Genomic DNA, 19364 nt, shown 5'->3' with positions numbered 1-19364 from the left:
GTTATCCCTTGGTGTTCTCGGCGTCGTCGCCCTTGGTGATCTGGGTGAAATCGGCCAGACCGTTCCAGGTCAGCTGGGCCGTCACACCTGGTCCGACGCCGCCGGCCGCGATGTAGTCCCAGAGCGGGATCACCGGGAGGTCGTGCAGCAGGATCGCCTGGGCCTGATTGACCAGCGCATACGACTGGTTCGGATCGAGCGCCCGTTCAGCCTCGATCAGCTTCGCGTCGAACGCCGGTGAACTGTAGACCGGATCATTGGAGCCGGCGCCGGTCACGAACTGCGGCTGCAGGAATTCGATCATCGACGGATAGTCGCCTTGCCACCCGCTGCGGAACGCGGTCCGGATGGTCCGCTTAGTGATTTCGTCCCGGACCTGCTTGAACGTCGGCTGCGGAGCGCCGTGCGCGTCGATGCCGAGCGCGTTCTTCAACTGGTTCGACAGCGCGTCCACCCACACCTGGTGATCGCCGTCGGAGTTGTACGCGACCGCGAACGATCCCGACCATGGCGCGATCGCGTCAGCCTGCGCCCACAGTTGCTTGGCTTTGACCGGATCGAACTTCAGCACGTCATTGCCCGGGATATTCGCGTCCCAGCCCGGTAGCGACCGGGCGGTGAAGTCTTCCGCCGCGCCGCGGGCGCCGCGGAAGATCGCCTTGATGATCTCGGGCCGGTTGATCGCCATCGAGATCGCCGCGCGTCGCAGGCGACCCTCCTCGCCGCTGAAATGCGGGAGGAAATAGGGGATTCCGAGCTGCAGGTTCTGGGCGGTCGGTTTGGTCAGCGCCCTTTTCCCGAGCACCTTCTTGTAGGTGCCCAATGCGCTCACCGGGACCGTGTCGAGCACGTCGAGGTTGCCGGACTCGAGGTCGGTGTACGCGGTGTCGAAGCTGCTGTAGAAGATGAAGCTCAGGCCACCGTTCTTCGGCTTGTCCGGACCCTGGTAATTCGGGTTGCGCACCACATCGAGCTTGACGTTGTGCAGCCAGGCGTCCGGGCCCTTCAGCATGTAGGGGCCGTTCCCGACGGGATGCTCGCCGAACTTGGCTGCGCCCTCGGCGAAGAACACATCGGGCAATGGCTTGAACGGCGTGAATCCGAGCCCCAGTTTGAAGTCGATGTTGGGGCTGGTGAGGCGCACCGTGAAGGTGTAGTCGTCCACCACCTTCAGGCCCGCCATCTCGGTCAGCGAGGAACCCTCGGCGGCGACGGCGTCGTACCCCTCGATCGGTGAGAAGAAGCTCTGTTGCAGTTGTCCGTTGACGGTCGCCGCACCGAAATTCCATGCGCGGACGTAGTTTTCGGCGCGCACCGGGGTGCCGTCGGTGAAGGTCCAGTCCCGTCTGAGGTGAACGGTGTAGTTCTGATTGTCGGTGGTGTCCACCGACTCCGCATTCGCCAGTACCGGCTTACCGTCAGCGGTGTAGCTGTACAGCCCCGTGAACAACGAATCGACGATGCGGCCACCCATGTTCTCGTTCGTGTTGGTGGGCACCAGACCGTTCTGTGGCTCACCGCCGTTGACGGTGATGATCGCGTCCGGGCCGGTGCCGTAGTTACCGCGCGCGCCTTCCAGGCTGCATCCCGACGCGGCCAGCACCACGCCCGTCACCGCCACAGACAATGACCTTGCCGCCCATTTCACTTCCGACCTCCGATCGAGTGGCTTCACATTTCCACAGGTCGATTCCGTCGGCCAGACGAGGAACATCAGGCGACGAGCGCATCGCGCTCTTTCGGCAGTTTCGGCGGCGATGACGTGCCACGATGGAAACAGGGCAAACGATCGAGCGGTGTACCGATGAACGGTAGCGACAAGGCGTTGGGGCGTGTGGTCGCGCTGCTCGCACTGCTGTTCGTCGTTTCCCTCGCCCTGCGCGGCCATCTGCCCGGCAGCGGTCACCCGCAGCCCGACAAGCGGCCAAGCGGCACCGCGAGCCAGGTGGGCATCGACACCCTGCTGGTCGTCTCGGTGCTCATCGTCGCGATCGCCTTGATCGCATCGCTCCGGCGTCCGAGGACGGCCGATGCGTCGGCGGCCTTCCAGTTGCCGGGGTCGTTCGACGGCAAGCTCACGTGGAAGCCCGTCCGCCGTCTGCTGCTGATCGGTGGCGCGGTGTTCCTCGCCTGGTTGGTGATCCTGCTCCTGCTGTCACATCTGCAGCTGCTGCAACTACCTGCTCTGCCCTTCGCGGAACCCCCGCAGAACAGAGCGCCGATCACCCCGGTGCCATCGCCGCCGCCGTCACCGGCACCGGTGCGGCCGCCCATGTCGCCGCCGCAACAGGAGCCCAGCGTCTTCGGCTACCTGCTCGCCGCCACCGTGATGATGTTGCTGCTGTGGGCTGTCGGCGGTGTCCTGGTCCGCAGAAGCCGGCGTGCTCCCGAACTGCAGCCGCCGGTCGTCGACGGCCCGGAACCGATGATCGGGGAGTCCACACCGGAAACCCTCACGCGGGCAGCGGAATTCGGCCTGGCCGAGATCGGCGACCGCAGCCGGGGGCCCCGCGAGTCGATCATCGCCTGCTACGCCGCAATGGAGCGGGCTCTGGCGGACGCTCCCGGCGCCGCGCCACAGGAATCGGACACGCCGTCTGAAGTACTCGCCCGGGCCGTCGAACACCATGCACTGCACGCGGGCAGCGCGACCGAGCTGGTCGCCTTGTTCGCCGAGGCGCGCTTCAGCCCGCACGTCATGACCGAGCACCACCGCGAGACCGCCGCCGGGGCGCTGCTCCGGGTACTCGACGAGTTGCGGAGCCTGACATGAAGAGGCTTGTGATCGTTGGGATTACGTTGGTGATCGGAGCGGAACTGCTCATGCTCGTCCTCGGAGATCGCCGAGCGGTCGGGTGGGTCTCCGCGGTTGTCGCAGTGTTCGTGCTGTGGGCTGTCCGGCGCCGGCTCGTCGACCGCGGACCGCGGTTCGTCGAACCGGCCGGGAACGATGCGGAAGAGTCGTTGCGGGACTGGATCGTTCGCACCGAAACGCTGATCCAGTGGTCGGAGACGACGCGCGGCGACTGGGATCAACACTTGCGGCCCACATTGGCACGGGAGTTCTTCATGGCGACCGGCCCACAGCAGGCCAGGGACCCGGTCGCGATGCAAGCCACCGGCCGGATGGTCTTCGGGGATCAGTTGTGGCAGTGGGTGGATCCGCACGACGTCCGTCGGTCCAGCCGCGACGAGCCCGGGCCGGGCCGGGCCACGCTCGACGAAATCCTGCACCGATTGGAGCGGCTATGACCATGCCGGCGGAGCTGACGACGGCCCATTCCGAGGCGGTGCTCGACGAGATCGAACGCGTTGTGGTGGGCAAGCGAGCCGCGTTGACCCTGATCTTGACCGCCGTGCTCGCGGGTGGCCATGTGCTCATCGAGGACCTCCCGGGACTGGGAAAGACGTTGATCGCCAAGTCTTTTGCGCGAGCGCTGGGCCTGGCCTTCACCCGTGTGCAGTTCACGCCGGACCTGCTGCCCGCTGATCTGCTCGGTTCGACCATCTACGACATGCAGTCCGGGCGGTTCGAGTTCCGGCGCGGGCCGATCTTCACCAACCTGCTGCTGGGCGACGAGATCAACCGGACGCCGCCCAAGACGCAGGCCGCACTGCTGGAGGCCATGGCGGAAAGCCAGGTGAGCATCGACGGCGAAACCCACCGGTTGCCGGCACCGTTCATCGTCCTTGCCACGGACAACCCCATCGAGTACGAGGGCACCTATCCACTGCCGGAGGCACAGCTCGACAGGTTCGCGGTCCGAGTCGAACTGAAGTACCTGTCGGGTACCGACGAAACGGTGATGCTGCGCCGCCGCCTCGAACGTGGTTCCGCCGAGCCGATGGTGAAACAGATTGTCGATGCCCATGATCTGCTCGCCATGCGCGAGTCGGTCGAGCAGGTGACGGTGCACGACGACGTCCTGCACTACGTGGTGTCACTGGCGGCGGCCAGTCGCAGTCACCCGCAGGTGGTCGTCGGAGCCAGCCCCCGGGCCGAGCTCGATCTCGTGCAACTGGCCCGTGCGCGTGCGCTGTTGTTCGGCCGGGACTACGTGATCCCTGAGGACGTCAAAGCACTTGCCATTCCGGTGATTTCGCACCGGATCAGCCTCAAGCCGGAGATGTGGGTCCGCAGTGTCCACGGCAGCGACATCGTGGCACAGCTACTGCAACGCCTGCCCGTGCCGCGGACCCGTGGTGGGCCGTCGTGACGCATATGACCGAGCCCCGTGAAGTCGAATTACGCTGGCGTGCCTCATCGCTCACGAAGGCCATCGCCACCTGTGCCGGCGTGGCCCTCGCCGCCGCCGTGCTGGGTCCGCGGTGGCAGCTCGTCGCCTTCGCGGCGCCGCTGCTCGGTGTGTTGTGCTCGATCAGTTGGCAGCGCCCGTCTGCCAAGGTGTACGTGCAGGGGCGGCCGGGGCTGACCCGCTGTTTCGAGGACGACGAGACGCGGCTGACGGTGTGGGTGACGACGGACGCGCCGACCATCGCGGCCGAGGTGACGGTGTCGGTCGAATCAGGCATGGACATCGAGGTTCTCGAGGGCAGTGCCGCACCGCTGCAGACCGTCGCGGTGCGGGCCGAGCGCTGGGGACGCTATCCGATCCGGGCCGTCGTCGACGCGGTGGCGGGCGGGGGACTGCTGGCCGGGACGGGCACTGTCGAAACCGCCGAAGTCTTCGTCTTTCCCGTTGCCCCGCCCCAATCGACACCCATACCGCGTATCGAACTACCTGACAGGCTCGGCACGCATCTCACCCGGCACGTCGGACCGGGCGTCGAGTATGCGGACGTCCGTGCCTATCTTCCCGGCGACCAGTTGCGCACCATCAACTGGCCGGTGAGCGCCCGCCGGGGCCGGCTTCATGGCACCGAACGGTTGACCCACCGCGCCGCGGACGTGGTCGTGCTCATCGACACGAGCATGCAGCCTCTCGGCCCGGCCTCTGCCGCGATGGAGCGGGTCGTGCTCGGCGCCGCGCAGGTGGTGCAGAGCGCGCTGCGGAATGGTGACCGCGCCGGCATCGTCGCGCTCGGTAGCGCGCGGCCGCGGTGGATCGGCGCCGACATCGGTCAGAGGCAGTTCTACCGCGTGCTCGACGCCGCGATGGCCGTCGGGCGGGAATACGAAACCACGACAGGCACATTGGCGCCGCGCGCGGCCGTCCCGCCGGGCGCGATCGTGTTCGCCTTCTCGACGTTGCTCGACACCGCATTCGCGTTGGCACTCACCGAGTTGCGGAACCGCCGGCACACCGTGGTGGCGGTCGACGTACTGGAAGGGCCTCCGTTCGACGGCGAGCGGGATCCGACGCTGGCCCGCATGTGGGCGCTGCAGCGCCACGCGATGTACCGCGACATGGGGATCGTCGGCGTCGACGTCGTGCCGTGGCCGTCGACTGTCACTCTGGATCAGGCGCTGCGGTTGATGCCGGCACGCCGGCGGGCCGCGAGGCGGTGACGCGATGACGGCCGACGCGGCAACCCGGTTGGGTCAGCCTGGTGCCCAGGCACTTTCGGCTGGCTTCGGCGTCCTCATGGTCGCGGTGGCCGGTGTGGGGGCCCACGGCACGGCCGTGATTGTTGCCGCGTCGGCACTGGCGGCAGTGGTGGCCGGGCTGGCGTTCCGGGCTGCGGCGACGGGGGCGGTGCTGCTCACGGTGGTGGTGCTGGCTCTGTCCGACTCGCAGGCACTGGTCGCGGCGCTGTCGGGACTGTCCGCGGCCGCGTACCTGCTGATGCGGCATGCGGCGGGCGCCGGGGTGGTCACCCTGACCAGGCCGACATTGCTTGCCATGCTTGGGTTCACGCTCGTCGGTGTGGTCGCCGGCGCGGTGGATCTGGGCCTACCGTGGCTGCCGCTGCTGGCGCCGCCGGCGGTGGTCGTGCTCTATTGGCTGGCGTTGGCACCGCACACCGAGTCGAACCGCTAGAGGAGTTCCGATCAGCGGAATTTCCCGAAACCAAAGTTCCGGTGACCGAAACCCGTAGTGCGCCCGAATGATCCGCCGAGCATTCTCCTGGTCGAGAGCCGTTTCCGACAGGCTCATGAAGGAGGATCACGGTGACAGCGGTTGTGAGCGGCGAGTTCGTGGATTTCGGTGCTGAGGAACTGTCCGACCTGCACGGTGTATTGCGCGACCTACGGGCCCGCGCGCCGTACGCCGAGGCGCGTTTCCACGGCATGCCCGCGCTGATCATTCTCAGCGACGAGTTGGTCACCGACCTGTTCAAGGACGAGGAGACGTTCCCGGCCGCGGCGATGTACGGCATGACGACCGCCCCCGCCATGGGCAAGACGCTGCAATGCATGGCCGGTCAAGAGCACCGCACCAACCGCGCCCTCGTCTCGCCGGCATTCCGTCGAGCACTCATCAAGACGTACAGTGCCGAACTGCTCGAACCGATCGCGCAGGACCTCGTCGACCAGTTCGCCGCCAGGGGCCGGGCCGACCTGGTCACGGAATTCACCCAGCAGTACCCGTTCCGGATCACCAACGAGCTGTTGGGTCTCCCGGTGGACGACTATGCCCTGTTCGCCAAGTGGGCCCACGACTTGTTCTTCTACCCGACGGATCCCGACGCCGCGATGCGAGCCCGGGAGTCGTTCACGGACTACCTCCGGCCGCTGGTCGAGGACAAACGGCAGAACCCGTCCGACGATCTGTTGTCCAAGCTCGTCACCACCGAGGTCGACGGCGTCCGGCTGACCGACGAGGAGATCTATTCGTTCGTCCGGCTCCTGTTTCCGGCGGGGGTGGACACGACCTACCTGAGTCTCGGAAATACGTTGTGGGCGTTGCTCACTCACCAAGACCAGCTCGATCGGGTCAGGAGAGATCCGGACGAGGCCCGGTGGGCGGTGCAGGAAGGATTGCGCTGGGAACCCGGGCCGTCGATCATTCCGCGCTTCGCGGCCACTGACGTGACCTGGCACGGCATCGACATTCCCGCGGGCACGTGGCTGCTGTTGGCCATCGCGGCAGCCAACCGGGACCCCGCCGTGTACACAAACCCCGACGTCTTCGACACCAGCCGGCATGCGACCGCACAGCTGAGCTTCGGCACCGGGCCGCACGTGTGCCTCGGCCAGGCGCTGGCCACCACGCAGATGGAGATCGCGGTGAAGGTGCTGCTGAACCGACTGCCCGGCCTACGGCTCGCCGATCCGTCCAGTGTCCGGATCGCCGGACGACTCGGAACCGAGTTGCGCGGCCCCGACCACCTGCAGGTCGTCTTCGATCCGCAGTGATCTCCGTCAGGTGCCGGTGAGTTCGGTCAAAGTAGCTGCGGTCGAGCGTATTTCACGGACGTATTCGTCACGCTCGGCGCGGCTCACCTGTGATCTCAGGCAGCCGATCTGCAATTCGTAGACGGCATTGCCGCCTCGATCGAACACCGGAGCGGACAGGTAACTGATCGACAGTGCGGCATCGGCAGCCAGTTCCTCGGTGGTGTAGGGCCGGGCGCTCAATCTGCTCAGGAACTGGAACAACCGCTGCCTGAGGGCGCCGCTGCGGGGGTGCTCGGCCAGCAATCCGACGACCTCGCCCACGACCTCGAGGATCTCGAGTGCGGCACCGTCGGCGCCGAACACGGCCACTCCGCTACGGCGGACCTGGCGTAGCAACGCCTGCAGTACCGGACGGTGGGCCGCCGGCGCCGTATCTATCCAGTCGTGTTGTGACTGCTTGTTGCGATAGGCCATGACCGACACACCCAACGGCGCGGTCATCGGCAGGCGCGCCCCGGTGTCGACGCCGGCGGGCACCTGGCCCGGCCCGGCGGCGACACCGACCATGGTCATTTCGGTCTGGTCGACGAGCGCCAAGGAGACGGCGCACCCGACCCGGTCGGCGAGCTCGGCCAGCACATGGGAGAAGGCCTCCGAGGGGGTCAGCTGCGACTGCACCGCACCGGCGAGCCGCAGCAGACCGGGGCCCAGCCGGTAGCGGCGGTCGGGCTGCCGCGACACCCAGCCCGCCTTCGAAAGTGCCGCCAGAATCGACGTCACCGTCGACCGGCTCAGTTCGAGGCGAGATGCCATGGCGGCCACCGATACCGGCTCCGCTTCGGTGGCGATGAACTCCAATACCGCCACGACGCGGTCGGTCGGTGGTGAATCGACGCGTGCAGGCGCGTCCGCGGCCGTCACACGTGGTCCTGGACGGAGCCAGCTGGCGAGAAATGGCGCATATTCGTCACTTTATCAATTTCTCTGGCGATATGCCGTCGTCTGCTTCAGGCTGACATCACTTGACATCAGGACACCGCAAAAATCAGGAGCAACAAGCATGAGCGTCGAGGTCGAAAGCTGCCCGCCCAGTGCAGTTCTCGAGCGGGCATCCCTGGTGCTCGGCACATTTGACGGGCCTGGCCGGCAGACCTTCACCCAGATCGTCCGGCGCACGGGCCTACCCAGAACGTCGGTCCACCGCATCCTCGAGCATCTGGTCGAGCTCGGCTGGCTCCGGCGAAATGGACGCGATTACGAACTTGGATTTCGGCTGGCCGAATTGGGTTACCTTGCGATACATCAGGATCGGCTGCATCGCGCAGCCATGCCGTTTCTGTGGGACCTGCATCAGGCCACCGGTCACACCGTGAACCTGGCCATCCTCGATGGTCTCGATGTCGTGCATCTGGGCGCTGTCGGTGACCGGGCTGCGGTCACGGCTACGCCGGCGGCGGGCCGTCGCCATCCGGCGCAGTCCTCGGCCATGGGGCGGGCGATGCTCGCGCACGTACCGGCCGGCCGGCTGGCTGCGGTCGAGGCGGCGACATCGGGTGCGCTACGTGAGGAGCTGGCACTGGTGCGGGCTCGGGGCTTCGCGGAAGACCGAGACGAAACATTGACCGGGATAGCGTGTTTGGCCGCTCCGATCGGACGCGGAGCCGAGATCTGCGCCGCGGTATCGATTAGTGGAGCGGCCGGCCGGATGGCACCTGACCATCGGCTGGTGGCCCTGGTTCAGACGACTGCCGCACGCGTCTGGCGAGCGTATTCGGGCCGACCGGCCGGAGTGCGTCGACTGCGAGCCGTGCGTTGATCGTCCGGTGCGCGAATGTTGCTGGCGCAGTGGGTAGTTCCGCTCATCGGAACCGTAGCTGCGGTGGTGCGGCTCGGCGTGGTCGCATGTGATGGGCTGGTGGCCGACGAGAATGTCGCGACCCGCTTTCTCGATACATATCAACGGATTCCGCCCAACCGGAACCTCAATGGAGAGGAGTGCGATGAGTGCTGCAACGAGCATTGGTCGTGTCGGAGGACTAGCAGTTGCGCTCGGCGTCGGGACCGCGGTCCTCACCGGGCACGGGGTGGCCTGGGCCGACGACGGTTCCACGGGGTCGGGAAGCAAGACCGGCACCAGCTCGGCGTCGGATTCGGCGGCGCCGAAAGCCGCCACCTCCGGCGACAAGGCTTCGGCCGGTTCCAGCCGTAAAGCGCGTAAAGGCCTGAAGAACGGCTCAAAAACATCGGACACTGCGGGTTCGTCCACCGCCTCTGGTCAGACGGGCGGCACCTCCGCCACGCCGGCCGAGAGCGACACCGCCCCGGCAGCCGCTGATGACACGAAGACCGGAAGTGCTCCGCGGAGCAAGAACAAGTCACCCAAGCCACAGCCGAAGCCGAAAACTCCTGGCGCGCAACAGTCGATCTCATCGAACACTCCCGCATCGACGCCGGCGGCGGCCGGCTCGGTGCCCTCGACCTCAGCGACGGCCAAGAGTGGGTCACCGAGTGCCGTAGTTTCCGCGACCGCGGCAGCGCCCGAGGTCGTCGCCCCACGCGCCGCGAACCTCTCGACGCTGTCGGCGGCCGCGCCGACGGCCACCACCACCCGGCCGGTCGTATCCACGGCGGCCACCGCGCCGGCGCATTTCCTCACGGCCGCGGTGTCCGGCATCACGACGGCCGTCTCGAACCTGCTGGCACCGTTCGCCGGCCATTCGCCGACCGCACCCGCGCGGCCCGGCTCGCTGGAAGGGTTCCTGTCATTGGTCCGTCGCGAGCTGGACTCCTTGTTCCGCAGCAAGCCGCCGACCATCAGCTACGACTCGGCGCATACGCTGCAGATGAACGGTGCCATCCTCGGCCAGATCACCACGTCGGATCCCAACGGCGACAACGTGAAACTCCGCGTGTCGACGGGTCCGGCCGACGGGACCGTGACCTTGTTCGCGGATGGCTCGTTCAAGTACGTGCCGAATCCGGAGGCGTTGGTGCACGGCGGGACGGACAGCTTCACCGTGACCGCAAGCGATCTCAAAGGTGACCCGCTGGGTCTCAACGTGATGTCACCCGGACCGCACACCACCACCAAGGTGATCACCGTCAGCACGGTGGCGCAGACCAGCCCGCTGGCGACCGCGACCGAAATCAGCACCGAGCAAAGGGCACTCGCGCTCCTGAACTCCGGCGCGATGGATGGTGCGATCGCCGCCCTGAAGCAGAAGTGGATCAACACCCAAGCCGTGACGTTCTCCGATGTGCCTGGCGGCGTCGACGCCCAGAACATGGCGATGCTCGATGCGGCGGTGCGGCAGTACGCCATGTATTCGGCAATGGCCGCGATCAACATCGCGGACAACGCCGCGGGCAATCCGTCGTTCAACTGGATCGCCACGCCACCGCACACCATCGGTGGCGTGACCTCGCCGGGCAACCAGGTGCTCTACGACAACCCGGACACCTTGTACCGCATGGCGTTCATCAGCGATGGCAAGAGCTACGTCATCCACGGCAAGATCAACGGCCAGATGCCGCCCGACGTCAACATCACGGCGCAGATCGGTGCCACGGGCCAGTCATCGGCGATCATCACCGGCGACCAACTGCAGGTCAATCCTGACGGCACGTTCACCATCGTCGCGGGCCGCGACCCGGCACTGGCCGGCACCACCAACTACCTGTTCCTGGGCGACGGCCCCGCGGGGACCAATGCCGGCCAGATCTTCGTGCGCAACACCGTCACCGATTGGAACACCAACCAGGGCCTCAGCCTGACCATCGAGCAGACCTCCGGTACCAATACGACATTGCCGTCGGCGGCGATCACCAACATCGCCAACGGCGTCGTGATGCAGGCCGTCAACGTCACGTCGGACGCCTGGCTGCCGCTGGCGGGTCAGCATCCGGTCAACACGCTGCCGCAGCCGACCAACGCGGGCTCTCAGACGTTGTCCACGCAGAAACAGAGCATCGGGCACTTCAACCTGGCCGACAACGAGGCGCTCGTCATCACGCTGACGCCGGGCACCGCCAAGTATTTCAACGTGCCGGTGACCAACGCCTGGACCATCTCTCCGGATTACACGACGGGCGACCCGACGAGCCTCAACAACGCGCAGGCCATCGCCAACCCGGATGGGTCGTACACCCTCGTCGTTGCCAAAACCGATCCGGGCGTGGCGAACTGGGTGTCCACCGGCGGCCTGAACCAGGGCACGATCTTCGCGCGCTGGCAGGGCCTGGATCCGAATGCCACGGTCCAGCCGACGCTTTCGGCGCAGGTCGTCACGCTCGACCAGCTGAAGACCGTGCTGCCGAAGACCACGGTCTACGTCACCGAGGCGCAGCGCGCCCAGCAGATCGCTGAGCGGCAGAGCGGGTACACCCTCCGGACGGCGCCCTACGTGTCGATCGGTGGCACGACGGCAGTCTGAGGTCTGACGGCGGCGGTGACGTACATGGAACGTCACCGCCGCTTCAGGTTTCGGCGTCCGCGGGGCTAGGCGTCGACCAGCACGTCGGTCAGCCGCATCGCGATGGTCGCCCGCCGCGAGGCCAGCTGCCGCGCTGACCGCTGAATCTCCGCTGTCTGCTCGGTCCGGACGGCCTGGTAGCGCTGGAGTGCCGCGGCGACATCACCGTCCTGCGCATCGGACAGTTGACGTGCGAGTTCGGCACCGTCCTGGATGGCCTGATTGGCGCCCTGCCCGCCGAACGGCGTCATCGGATGCGCGGCATCACCGAGCAGCGCGACGCGCGCTGTGGTCCAGCGCGCGATGGGGTCCCGGTCGTAGACCGGGTGCATGTACACCGGCCCGGTGGCGCCGCGGATCAGCTGACCAACAACGGTCTCGAAATCATCGAATTGCCTTGCCAGTGCTGCCAAATCCGCACGCGCCGACCACAGGTGCAGTGGTGGTTCGTCGATACCGAGGGTCGCGTCGACCGCTACCTGCCGGCCCGCGCGCACCGGCATAGCGATGACGTGTTTGGCGTAGTCGGCCGAATGCCACGAGCGCAACCGGTCGTTCGGGCGGGTACCGAGACAGTCGACGGGGCTGACGGCGCGGAAGATCACCGAACCGCAGTAGTTGATCGAGTCATCGCTGAAAAGCCCACGCACAGTGGAACGCAGCCCGTCGGCCCCGATCACCAACTGCGTCCGGATGACGGCGTCGTCGGCGAACGTGAGCTCGACGTGATCGTCATGCTCGGCGAGACCGGTCAGCTGGTGGCGCAGCCGAACTCGGTCCCGGCCGAGATGCGCCACCATCAGGGCATGCAGATCGGCCCGGTGGACGGTGCGCGGCGACACCTCGGCGTCGGCGTATCCGAACCGGCCGTGTTCCGAACCGATTTCCGGGATTGCCGCGTAGTCGGCGACGGACTCGACGTGACCGGTCTGATCGTGTGTCTCGAAATAGCGCGTCGCAGAGGAGATCCGGTTGAACTGCTCGAGCATGCCCCATTCGCCGAACAGTCGTAGCGTCGGTGGTGAGATGCCGAGCGGGCCGCCGACCTCGCCGAGCTCACGGGTCTTGTCCACCACGATGGCGTGGTGGCCGCCCTGCTGTAGTGCGATCGCCGCGGCGAGTCCGCCGAGGCCGGCGCCCACGATGACGACGGGTGCGGTGGTGTGGTCTGACACGTTGGGTGCCTTTCGGTTTCAGAGATGAGTGAAGCGCGCCAGGCCCTCGGCGTCGAGCGCGAGTCGGGGCACGGTGTCCGGTCGGTGGCTGACGACGGTGCGCACGTTGCCGATCGGCAGCCACAGCCCGTCATGGATGATTCGGGACTGGATGTCGTGCACCAGCTTTCGGCGCTCGGCGGGCTCGGGGCAGTGCAGCTGAGCGTCGAGCAGGTCGTCGAGCCGATCGCGTTCCACGCGGCACATCGCGTTGCGTTGATCGAGCGCGAACTGGTACCGCAACGCATCGGGATCGGTTGCCGTGTAATAGAAGAACCGGAAATCGTAGTCGCCAGTCTGCTGCCGCGACCGGAGCTCGCCGAAGTCGACGTCGTGCAGCACCAGCTCGATGCGATGGTCCGCCCACTGGCCGGCAACCGCGGACAACAGTCCGGCGTCGACGGGGGAGAACGAGCTGTTGAACACGACCTCGAATCGCAACCCGTCGGCGGCGGCCGCATCGAGCAACCGGTGTGCCGCTGCCGGTTCGTGCCGCAACTGGTCTGAGCAATCCAGGTAGTGCAGCGCGGTCGGCGTGAGCACCGAGCCGGCGACGGTGTAGCCGCACGTCTGCAGGATCGGGCGCAGTCGCTCACGATCGATCAGCAGCGACAACGCACGCCGGATTCGGTGATCGGCGAGCGGACCGCGGGATGCGTTGGGGCACAAGCCGTAGCTGATGCCCGGGTTGTGGATATCGGCCGTCACGAAGCCGTCGGTGCTACCGGCGCGCACCGCGGCGGATCCGTCGTCGCGCGCGTCGAACACCAGACGATGCCTGCCATCGACGAGGCACCCCGACTCCGCCGGCACCCACGAGCCGGTGCCGAGGCGCATGTCACCGGTCGACGGCTTGCTGACCGCCAAGTTCACACCCGCCAGACTGTGCAGGAATGCGGCGTTGTGCCGCTCGAACCGGAACGTGACCGTCTCGCCGCGTGATTCGACGGCTGACAGTCCGGTGAGCGCGGCAACCGCCGCCGGCAGGGGAGTGGCGTCCGCAAGGTCGGTCATGATGTCGCGGAAGCTGTTTCGGACCAGCTCTGCGGTGAGCGGCCTGCCATCGGAGAAGTGCCGGCCGGGCGGGACCGTCACCTCCACGGTGAGCGGATCGGGGCGACGCCACGACGAAGCCAGCCACGGTCGCAGCTGGGCGGTGACCGGGTCGATGTCGACGAGGCTCTCGAACACCTGTCGCACATAGGTTTTCGAGATGCCGTTGTAGGCCAGGCGCGGGTCCGTGGTGAGTTGCCCGGGCGGCCAGGCGAAGACGATGTCGCGCCTCACCGTTGGACCTCCACACGAGTAGTGACGACCGGCCGTGCCGCGACGGACGCGATGACCCCGACGACGGCGATCAGCACCCCGGCGAAGATGAGCAGGCGCTGCGGATCCGCGAAACCGCCGATCGCCGTTGCCCCTACCGACACGCCGATGGCGGCGCCCAACGCCCGCAGGTAGTGGTACACCGCGGAATCGAACGTCACCCGGCCGGAACTCGTCAGCACGTTGGCGGCCAGTGAACTCCAGAGGAAGCCCATGGCGCCGCCCATCACGGTGGCACTGATCAGCGACGAACCCACATGCTCGGCGCTGACCGCGACCCAGCAGCCGGCCAGTGCCAGACAAGCCGCTCCGTGAGCCACCAACCGGGTGTTCTTCGCGGCATCGCCGGGGCGGCCGAACCTCGAGATCGGCAGCAGACCAGCGACCACCGCCATGGGCACGAGAACGAGCGCCGCCCGGTACGAGGTGAAAGAGTGCACCCGTTGGAGGACATAGATCACCACCAAGGTGAAGACGTTGGTCGCGATGCCCGCCACGAAGACGATCAGGAAGCTGCGGTACAGAATCGGCCGGCGACCTCCGTCCCCGGCTGACGATAGGCAGGCGCCGATGACCACGACGCCCAGGACCGTCGCCAGCGCGCCCAACGCGGCCTTGGTCGTCAGCTCACTCGTCGTCCCGGCCGCCAGGAAGATGACGACCTGCGCCAGCCCGAAACCGATGATCAAACCCGCACCTTGGCGGGAGGTCTCGGGCGCAGTCTCGAGTTCGGGTGCCTGCGCCCGCACGCCCCACGCCAGCAGCGGAATCGACACAACCGTCGTCAGCACCGTCTCGTACGGGAAGGCCCGCCACCCCCACGCGTCGTTGAGCACGGCGGTGATCAGTGGTGAACACAGCGCTGACGCCGACACCACGAACCCCCAGGTGCCGAGGAATGCCGTGTGGTAATCGGGATAGAACTGCTGTCGCGCGATCCGGAACAACTGCGGTGCCAGCACGGCCGACGCCGCGCCCTGCAGGAACCGGACCACGATGAGGATCCAGAACGACGGGCTGAGGCTCGCGGCGACGCCGAGTACCGCGAGCGCGGCCGAACTGACGTAGAACGTGGTGAGCGGCCGGCAACGGTGCAGCAGGAGGCCGGCCGGCAGGAGGGTCGCACAGAACCCGGCGAGAAAGGCCACGCCGACGTTTGCGGCCAGCCCGTAGGGCACGTGAAAGAAATCCGCGATCGACGCGTTCAAGAGAACGGTCGCGGAGGAGTTCGAATAGAGGGTGTACTCAGCGAGGTACAACGACGCCGCAACGGCGTACAGAGATGGCTTCATTTCTCATCACAGGAACTGGAGGGGTGAACGTTCGGGCAGCGGAAATCAGCGCGCGAATTTGTTCAGGGGCGCCAGGCGGGCGCGGTTCCAGATCGAGGACAGAAAAGACTGGGCGCACGACGAATGCGCCCGCACCATGGGTGCGGAAGCCTGGTCGGAACGAGCACCCACGCCGGCGACTATACCGTCCGGCGCGGTCGGTACCCGCGCTGCTGGAATGTGGAATCCCGGTCGCCGAGTTTGCCGGAAACCTGACTGGATTGCGCATGTGAACGCGTTCCTAATTGCTGTGGAATGAATATTTGCTGGTCAGGGTTTTGTCTTACTTTCCTGTCTGCGGGTAAGATGCGGAGATGCTGTTTCGCCACGTACATCGCGCGGTCGTTGCTGGCACGGTCGCCCTGCTCACGGTTGCGGCCCCACTCGTCATCACGGGCGTGGCGCCGGTGGCTGCTGCCGACGACTGTCCCGACGCCGAAGTCATCTTCGCGCGCGGCACCGACGAGCCGGCAGGTATGGGCCGGGTCGGGGATGCCCTCGTTGATGCGCTGCGCAAGCAGGCCGGCGGCTTGACCATCAGGTCGTATGCGGTGGACTACAAGGCCACCATCACGCAGCGGCACAGTGGCGAGGGGGCCAAGGACGCGATCGCTCACATCAAGTCCACGGCGTCGGCTTGCCCCGATACAAAGATCGTTCTGGGTGGCTACTCGCAAGGCGCGAGCGTCGTCAACATCGTGGCCGGCTTCTCCGGTGTCAACTGGGGTGATCCGTTGCCGCCTGAGTACAACAAGAACATCGCGGCCGTCGCTACTTTCGGCAACCAGGCAGACCGCACCGACGGAGCGCCGCCGACCCAGAACTCACCGCTCAGTCCCAAGGCGATCGACCTCTGTAATCCCGCCGACCCGATCTGCCACGCCGGTGCGGGCAATTCCTGGAGTGGACACACGCAGGGTTATGTTCCCGCTTACACGGACCAGGCAGCGGCTTTCGTGGCGTCGAAGCTCCTTGCCGGCTCGCATCTGACACCGCCCGGGTACGGCTCGCAGTTCCCGGCGTATGGCCCGCAGCCCGGTACCAACCCGCAAATGGGCTACGGCGCATTGCCCGGACCTCCGCAGACGTACGGCACGCCGCCGGGCCCGCAGGCCGGCTACGGATTGCAGCCTCCCAGTTCGGTTCCGTCGACCTCCACTACGACGTCGCCGACTCCCGGACCCGCTTTGTCGTAGCGCCGCTGCTGTGCGCAGCAGTACGTGCGCACAACAGGTTTCGCAGTTTTCGGCGGACTCCACGACCGGCATCTTGAGCGCTACGGTGACGAATCCAGTTGCAAGCGAACAGTTTTGATGCAATTCATGGCACGCCGGCCTGTCGGCGGCGTGAGTACGCCATCGTCGCGCGCAACCACAGTTACGTCAGAACTGCTGTGGAACAACGGGTCTAGCGCGTCGTGGCATTGACGGTGCTGTGATAAAACCGGCGAAATTCCGTTTCAGGTAAGCACGGCAAAGTCCTGAAGAATTGCTGTACGTCACGCATTGTGCGGCGTACGCTTTTTCCAGCTGCGCCGGGTGCGGCCCGCCTCGGCGCAGTGCGAACTTCGGGAGCAACCATGTTGGCCCAAGGATTTGACGTCGTCATCGTCGGTGCTCGGTGTGCCGGCTCGCCGCTGGCCGCGATGCTGGCACGGCAGGGTGTGAACGTTGCGGTAGTCGAACGCGCGACGTTTCCACGGGACACCCTGTCGACCCACATCTTCGAGGCCGACGGGTTGGCATTTCTCGATCGCCTCGGCGTGACGGACCAACTGCACGCCACCGGTGCGCCGTTCATGATGCGGTCAAATTCCCGCGCCGAGGACTTCCAGTTCAATGTCAGATGGCCGCAACGTGCAGGCGACGTCGGCGGTAGTGCCTCCGTCCGGCGCAGCCTGCTCGATCCGATTCTGGTCGGCGCCGCCGAGCAGGCGGGGGCAGAGGTACGGATGGCCGCCGACGTCACCGGACTGCTGCAGGACGGCGGCCGGGTCACCGGCGTGCGCGTCAGGAACGGTGGCCACGAGGACGAACTCCGTGCCAGGCTCGTCGTCGGCGCAGACGGCCGCAACTCGACCGTTGCGAATCTTGTTGCGGCGCGTAAGTACAACGTCGTACCGAATCAACGTTTTGCGTACTGGGCGTTCTTCGAGGGCGCGAACATGCCGGCCGAGCCGACCAACGTCTTCCATCGGTGGGCCGACAAGTTCGTGATCGGCGCGGCGGCCGACAACGGGCTGTATCAGGTCATCGTGATCCCCGAGCTGAGTGAGCTACCGCGATTCCGCACCAACCTCGAACGCAGCTTCATGGACCACGCCCTGAGCTGTGAACCGGTGGCCGAGGCGCTCGAGGGCGCTCAGCGAGTCGGCAAGTTGTTCGGGATGGTCCACTACAACGGTTTCTTCCGGGACCCGTGCGGACCCGGGTGGATGCTGGTCGGCGACGCCGGTCATTTCAAGGATCCGTCGCCTGGGCGGGGGATCGGTGACGCATTCGCGCAGGTCGACGCGGCGGTGCCGGCAATCGTTGCGGGACTGGGCGGTTCACCGGAAGCGCAGGACGCGGCACTGGCACGCTGGGGCCGGTGGCGCGATCGCGAGTTCTCCGATCACTACTGGTTCGCCAACGATCTGGGTAAGGCGGGGCGGGTGCCGGCAGTGTTCCCGCAGATGGTTGCGGACCTGCATGACAAGGGGCAGATCGGGCGGTTCCTCGATCTCTTCACGCACCGGGAGAAGCCCTCGCAGGTGCTTAGTCCGGCTCGGCTGTTCGGCTCGGCCGGCCGGCTGCTGCGGCAGCAGCACCGGGGCAGACGTGCCCTGCTGAACGAGGTGCGCACGCTGGTCGGCGAGAATGCGCGTCACCAGTTCCTCAACCGTCGCCACGCGTACGCAACTCCGGCCGAGACCCTGAAACCCGCCGGTGCGACGGAGGTCGACGCCACCAGCACTGCGTGAGCGTGTGTCAGGTGAGGGTGTACGACGTCATGGACAGCGACCCGTAGGTGTAGCCGTCGACGAGCACGTGCGCCGGGGTGTCGGCGGCTGCGCACAGCCCGGCGAAATAGAGCATCGGGATGAAATGATCCGGCGTCGGCGCGGCGGCGGCGAAGTCGGGATGTTCCCGAAGCCGCAGAATGTCGGCCGGTGCCGCGGTCAGTAGATTGGCTGCGGCGTCGTCGAACCTTGTGGCCCAATCGAATCCACTGTCGGGTAGCCGGGCGTTCATGGCCCGCAGGTTGTGCACGATGTTGCCGCTACCGACGATCAGCACTCCGCGGCTGCGCAATTCGGCCAGTTGCGCGCCGAGCGCGACGTGCTCCTCCAACGGCTTCTCGGCGTTGATCGACAACTGCACCACCGGGATCGAGGCATCGGGGAAGGCATGCACCAACACCGACCAGGTGCCGTGGTCGATGCCCCAGCTGTCCCGGTCGGACCCGACCCACGTCGGTTTGACGGTGTCGGCGATCTCGTCGGCCAGCTCGGGAAGTCCCGGCGCGGGGTACTGCACATCGAACAGCTCCTGCGGGAAGCCGTAGAAGTCGTGGATGGTGCGGGGATGGGCCATGGCGGTGACCGCGGTGGCGTTGATGTACCAGTGCGCACTGACCACCAGGATCGCCCGGGGCCGTGGTACCGACCGGCCGAACTCCGTCCAGGCGGCCGTGTACCGGTTGTGTTCCACGGCGTTCATCGGACTGCCGTGGCCGATGAACGCGGCGGGCATGATCGTGGGCAGGTCGGCTTGTCCGGTCATCATCTGCAACGCTA

General features: G+C 66.6%; 16 protein-coding genes. 10 read left to right on the top strand and 6 right to left on the bottom strand.

All coding sequences use genetic code 11. The features are described 5' to 3' along the window. Position 1 precedes the first annotated feature (1 nt). The gene (locus ACJH6J_RS04085) at positions 2-1621 is read right to left on the bottom strand and encodes an ABC transporter substrate-binding protein (RefSeq protein WP_371824473.1); all 1620 of its coding nucleotides are present in this window, start codon (positions 1619-1621) and stop codon (positions 2-4) included. A gap of 183 nt (positions 1622-1804) precedes the next feature. On the opposite strand from ACJH6J_RS04085, the gene ACJH6J_RS04080 reads away from it, so the two are divergent. The 6 genes from ACJH6J_RS04080 (at position 1805) to ACJH6J_RS04055 (ending at position 7261) form a co-directional block, all read left to right on the top strand. Further along, positions 1805-2773: a DUF4129 domain-containing protein gene (locus ACJH6J_RS04080; RefSeq protein WP_212806537.1), complete on the top strand. Its 969-nt coding sequence runs from the start codon at positions 1805-1807 to the stop codon at positions 2771-2773. Beyond that, complete coding sequence (locus ACJH6J_RS04075) at positions 2770-3252, top strand: hypothetical protein (protein ID WP_133426860.1); 483 nt, start codon at positions 2770-2772, stop codon at positions 3250-3252. Before ACJH6J_RS04080 ends, ACJH6J_RS04075 begins: the two co-directional genes overlap by 4 nt. Then, entirely contained in the window at positions 3249-4217 is a 969-nt protein-coding gene (locus ACJH6J_RS04070) for a MoxR family ATPase (protein WP_212806536.1), read from the top strand. The genes ACJH6J_RS04075 and ACJH6J_RS04070 overlap by 4 nt, the downstream gene beginning before the upstream one ends. Positions 4218-4222: 5 nt before the next feature. Next, positions 4223-5470, top strand: coding sequence for a DUF58 domain-containing protein (locus ACJH6J_RS04065; RefSeq protein WP_406803565.1), 1248 nt, complete (start codon positions 4223-4225; stop codon positions 5468-5470). Positions 5471-5474: 4 nt separating this feature from the next. Further along, entirely contained in the window at positions 5475-5942 is a 468-nt protein-coding gene (locus ACJH6J_RS04060; protein WP_212806535.1) for a hypothetical protein, read from the top strand. A 131-nt stretch (positions 5943-6073) separates the two neighbouring features. Continuing rightward, positions 6074-7261: a cytochrome P450 gene (locus ACJH6J_RS04055; protein ID WP_212806534.1), complete on the top strand. Its 1188-nt coding sequence runs from the start codon at positions 6074-6076 to the stop codon at positions 7259-7261. A 6-nt stretch (positions 7262-7267) separates the two neighbouring features. Here ACJH6J_RS04055 and ACJH6J_RS04050 read toward each other — a convergent pair whose 3' ends face one another. Next, a complete protein-coding gene (locus ACJH6J_RS04050; RefSeq protein WP_212806533.1) occupies positions 7268-8164 on the bottom strand; it encodes an IclR family transcriptional regulator in 897 nt (298 codons plus the stop codon). Positions 8165-8303: 139 nt separating this feature from the next. On the opposite strand from ACJH6J_RS04050, the gene ACJH6J_RS04045 reads away from it, so the two are divergent. Both ACJH6J_RS04045 and ACJH6J_RS04040 read left to right on the top strand, forming a co-directional pair. After that, positions 8304-9059, top strand: a complete 756-nt coding sequence (locus tag ACJH6J_RS04045) for an IclR family transcriptional regulator (protein WP_406803553.1) — start codon at positions 8304-8306, stop codon at positions 9057-9059. A gap of 184 nt (positions 9060-9243) precedes the next feature. Continuing rightward, positions 9244-11676 (top strand): Ig-like domain-containing protein, encoded by a 2433-nt coding sequence (locus tag ACJH6J_RS04040; RefSeq protein ID WP_212806531.1) that lies wholly within the window; start codon positions 9244-9246, stop codon positions 11674-11676. Positions 11677-11741: 65 nt separating this feature from the next. On the opposite strand, the gene ACJH6J_RS04035 is transcribed toward ACJH6J_RS04040, so the two are convergent. Genes ACJH6J_RS04035 through ACJH6J_RS04025 form a run of 3 tightly spaced genes read right to left on the bottom strand, consistent with a single transcriptional unit; the run spans position 11742 to position 15547 of the window. Further along, a complete protein-coding gene (locus ACJH6J_RS04035) occupies positions 11742-12890 on the bottom strand; it encodes an NAD(P)/FAD-dependent oxidoreductase (protein ID WP_212806530.1) in 1149 nt (382 codons plus the stop codon). An 18-nt stretch (positions 12891-12908) separates the two neighbouring features. Continuing rightward, complete coding sequence (locus ACJH6J_RS04030) at positions 12909-14216, bottom strand: ABC transporter substrate-binding protein (protein WP_406803552.1); 1308 nt, start codon at positions 14214-14216, stop codon at positions 12909-12911. After that, positions 14213-15547 carry an MFS transporter gene (locus tag ACJH6J_RS04025; protein WP_406803551.1) on the bottom strand — a complete coding sequence of 445 codons (1335 nt, stop codon included), beginning with the start codon at positions 15545-15547 and terminating at the stop codon, positions 14213-14215. Before ACJH6J_RS04025 ends, ACJH6J_RS04030 begins: the two co-directional genes overlap by 4 nt. 353 nt (positions 15548-15900) lie before the next feature. Here ACJH6J_RS04025 and ACJH6J_RS04020 point away from each other — a divergent pair, with 353 nt between their 5' ends. After that, complete coding sequence (locus tag ACJH6J_RS04020; RefSeq protein WP_406803550.1) at positions 15901-16782, top strand: cutinase family protein; 882 nt, start codon at positions 15901-15903, stop codon at positions 16780-16782. Positions 16783-17165: 383 nt separating this feature from the next. Continuing rightward, the gene (locus ACJH6J_RS04015) at positions 17166-18548 is read left to right on the top strand and encodes an NAD(P)/FAD-dependent oxidoreductase (RefSeq protein ID WP_406803549.1); all 1383 of its coding nucleotides are present in this window, start codon (positions 17166-17168) and stop codon (positions 18546-18548) included. Positions 18549-18555: 7 nt separating this feature from the next. Here the strand turns inward: ACJH6J_RS04015 and ygiD are convergent, their stop codons facing one another. Next, positions 18556-19350: a 4,5-DOPA dioxygenase extradiol gene (gene ygiD / locus ACJH6J_RS04010; protein ID WP_406803548.1), complete on the bottom strand. Its 795-nt coding sequence runs from the start codon at positions 19348-19350 to the stop codon at positions 18556-18558. Between the last annotated feature and the right edge of the window lie 14 nt (positions 19351-19364).

The sequence above is a fragment of the Mycobacterium sp. SMC-18 genome, from assembly GCF_045310895.1.
Taxonomy (GTDB): Bacteria; Actinomycetota; Actinomycetes; order Mycobacteriales; family Mycobacteriaceae; genus Mycobacterium.
The sequence above is the reverse complement of the archived record's forward strand: the minus strand, read 5'-3'. Positions and strand labels throughout refer to the sequence as shown.

Excerpts from the sequence above, each read along its gene's own strand:
- ACJH6J_RS04080 (WP_212806537.1), top strand. The coding sequence starts at position 1,805 with ATGAACGGTAGCGACAAGGCGTTGGGGCGTGTGGTCGCGCTGCTCGCA.
- ACJH6J_RS04075 (WP_133426860.1), top strand. The coding sequence starts at position 2,770 with ATGAAGAGGCTTGTGATCGTTGGGATTACGTTGGTGATCGGAGCGGAA.
- ACJH6J_RS04070 (WP_212806536.1), top strand. The coding sequence starts at position 3,249 with ATGACCATGCCGGCGGAGCTGACGACGGCCCATTCCGAGGCGGTGCTC.
- ACJH6J_RS04065 (WP_406803565.1), top strand. The coding sequence starts at position 4,223 with ATGACCGAGCCCCGTGAAGTCGAATTACGCTGGCGTGCCTCATCGCTC.
- ACJH6J_RS04060 (WP_212806535.1), top strand. The coding sequence starts at position 5,475 with ATGACGGCCGACGCGGCAACCCGGTTGGGTCAGCCTGGTGCCCAGGCA.
- ACJH6J_RS04045 (WP_406803553.1), top strand. The coding sequence starts at position 8,304 with ATGAGCGTCGAGGTCGAAAGCTGCCCGCCCAGTGCAGTTCTCGAGCGG.
- ACJH6J_RS04040 (WP_212806531.1), top strand. The coding sequence starts at position 9,244 with ATGAGTGCTGCAACGAGCATTGGTCGTGTCGGAGGACTAGCAGTTGCG.
- ACJH6J_RS04025 (WP_406803551.1), bottom strand. The coding sequence starts at position 15,547 with ATGAAGCCATCTCTGTACGCCGTTGCGGCGTCGTTGTACCTCGCTGAG.
- ACJH6J_RS04020 (WP_406803550.1), top strand. The coding sequence starts at position 15,901 with ATGCTGTTTCGCCACGTACATCGCGCGGTCGTTGCTGGCACGGTCGCC.
- ACJH6J_RS04015 (WP_406803549.1), top strand. The coding sequence starts at position 17,166 with ATGTTGGCCCAAGGATTTGACGTCGTCATCGTCGGTGCTCGGTGTGCC.
- ygiD (WP_406803548.1), bottom strand. The coding sequence starts at position 19,350 with ATGACCGGACAAGCCGACCTGCCCACGATCATGCCCGCCGCGTTCATC.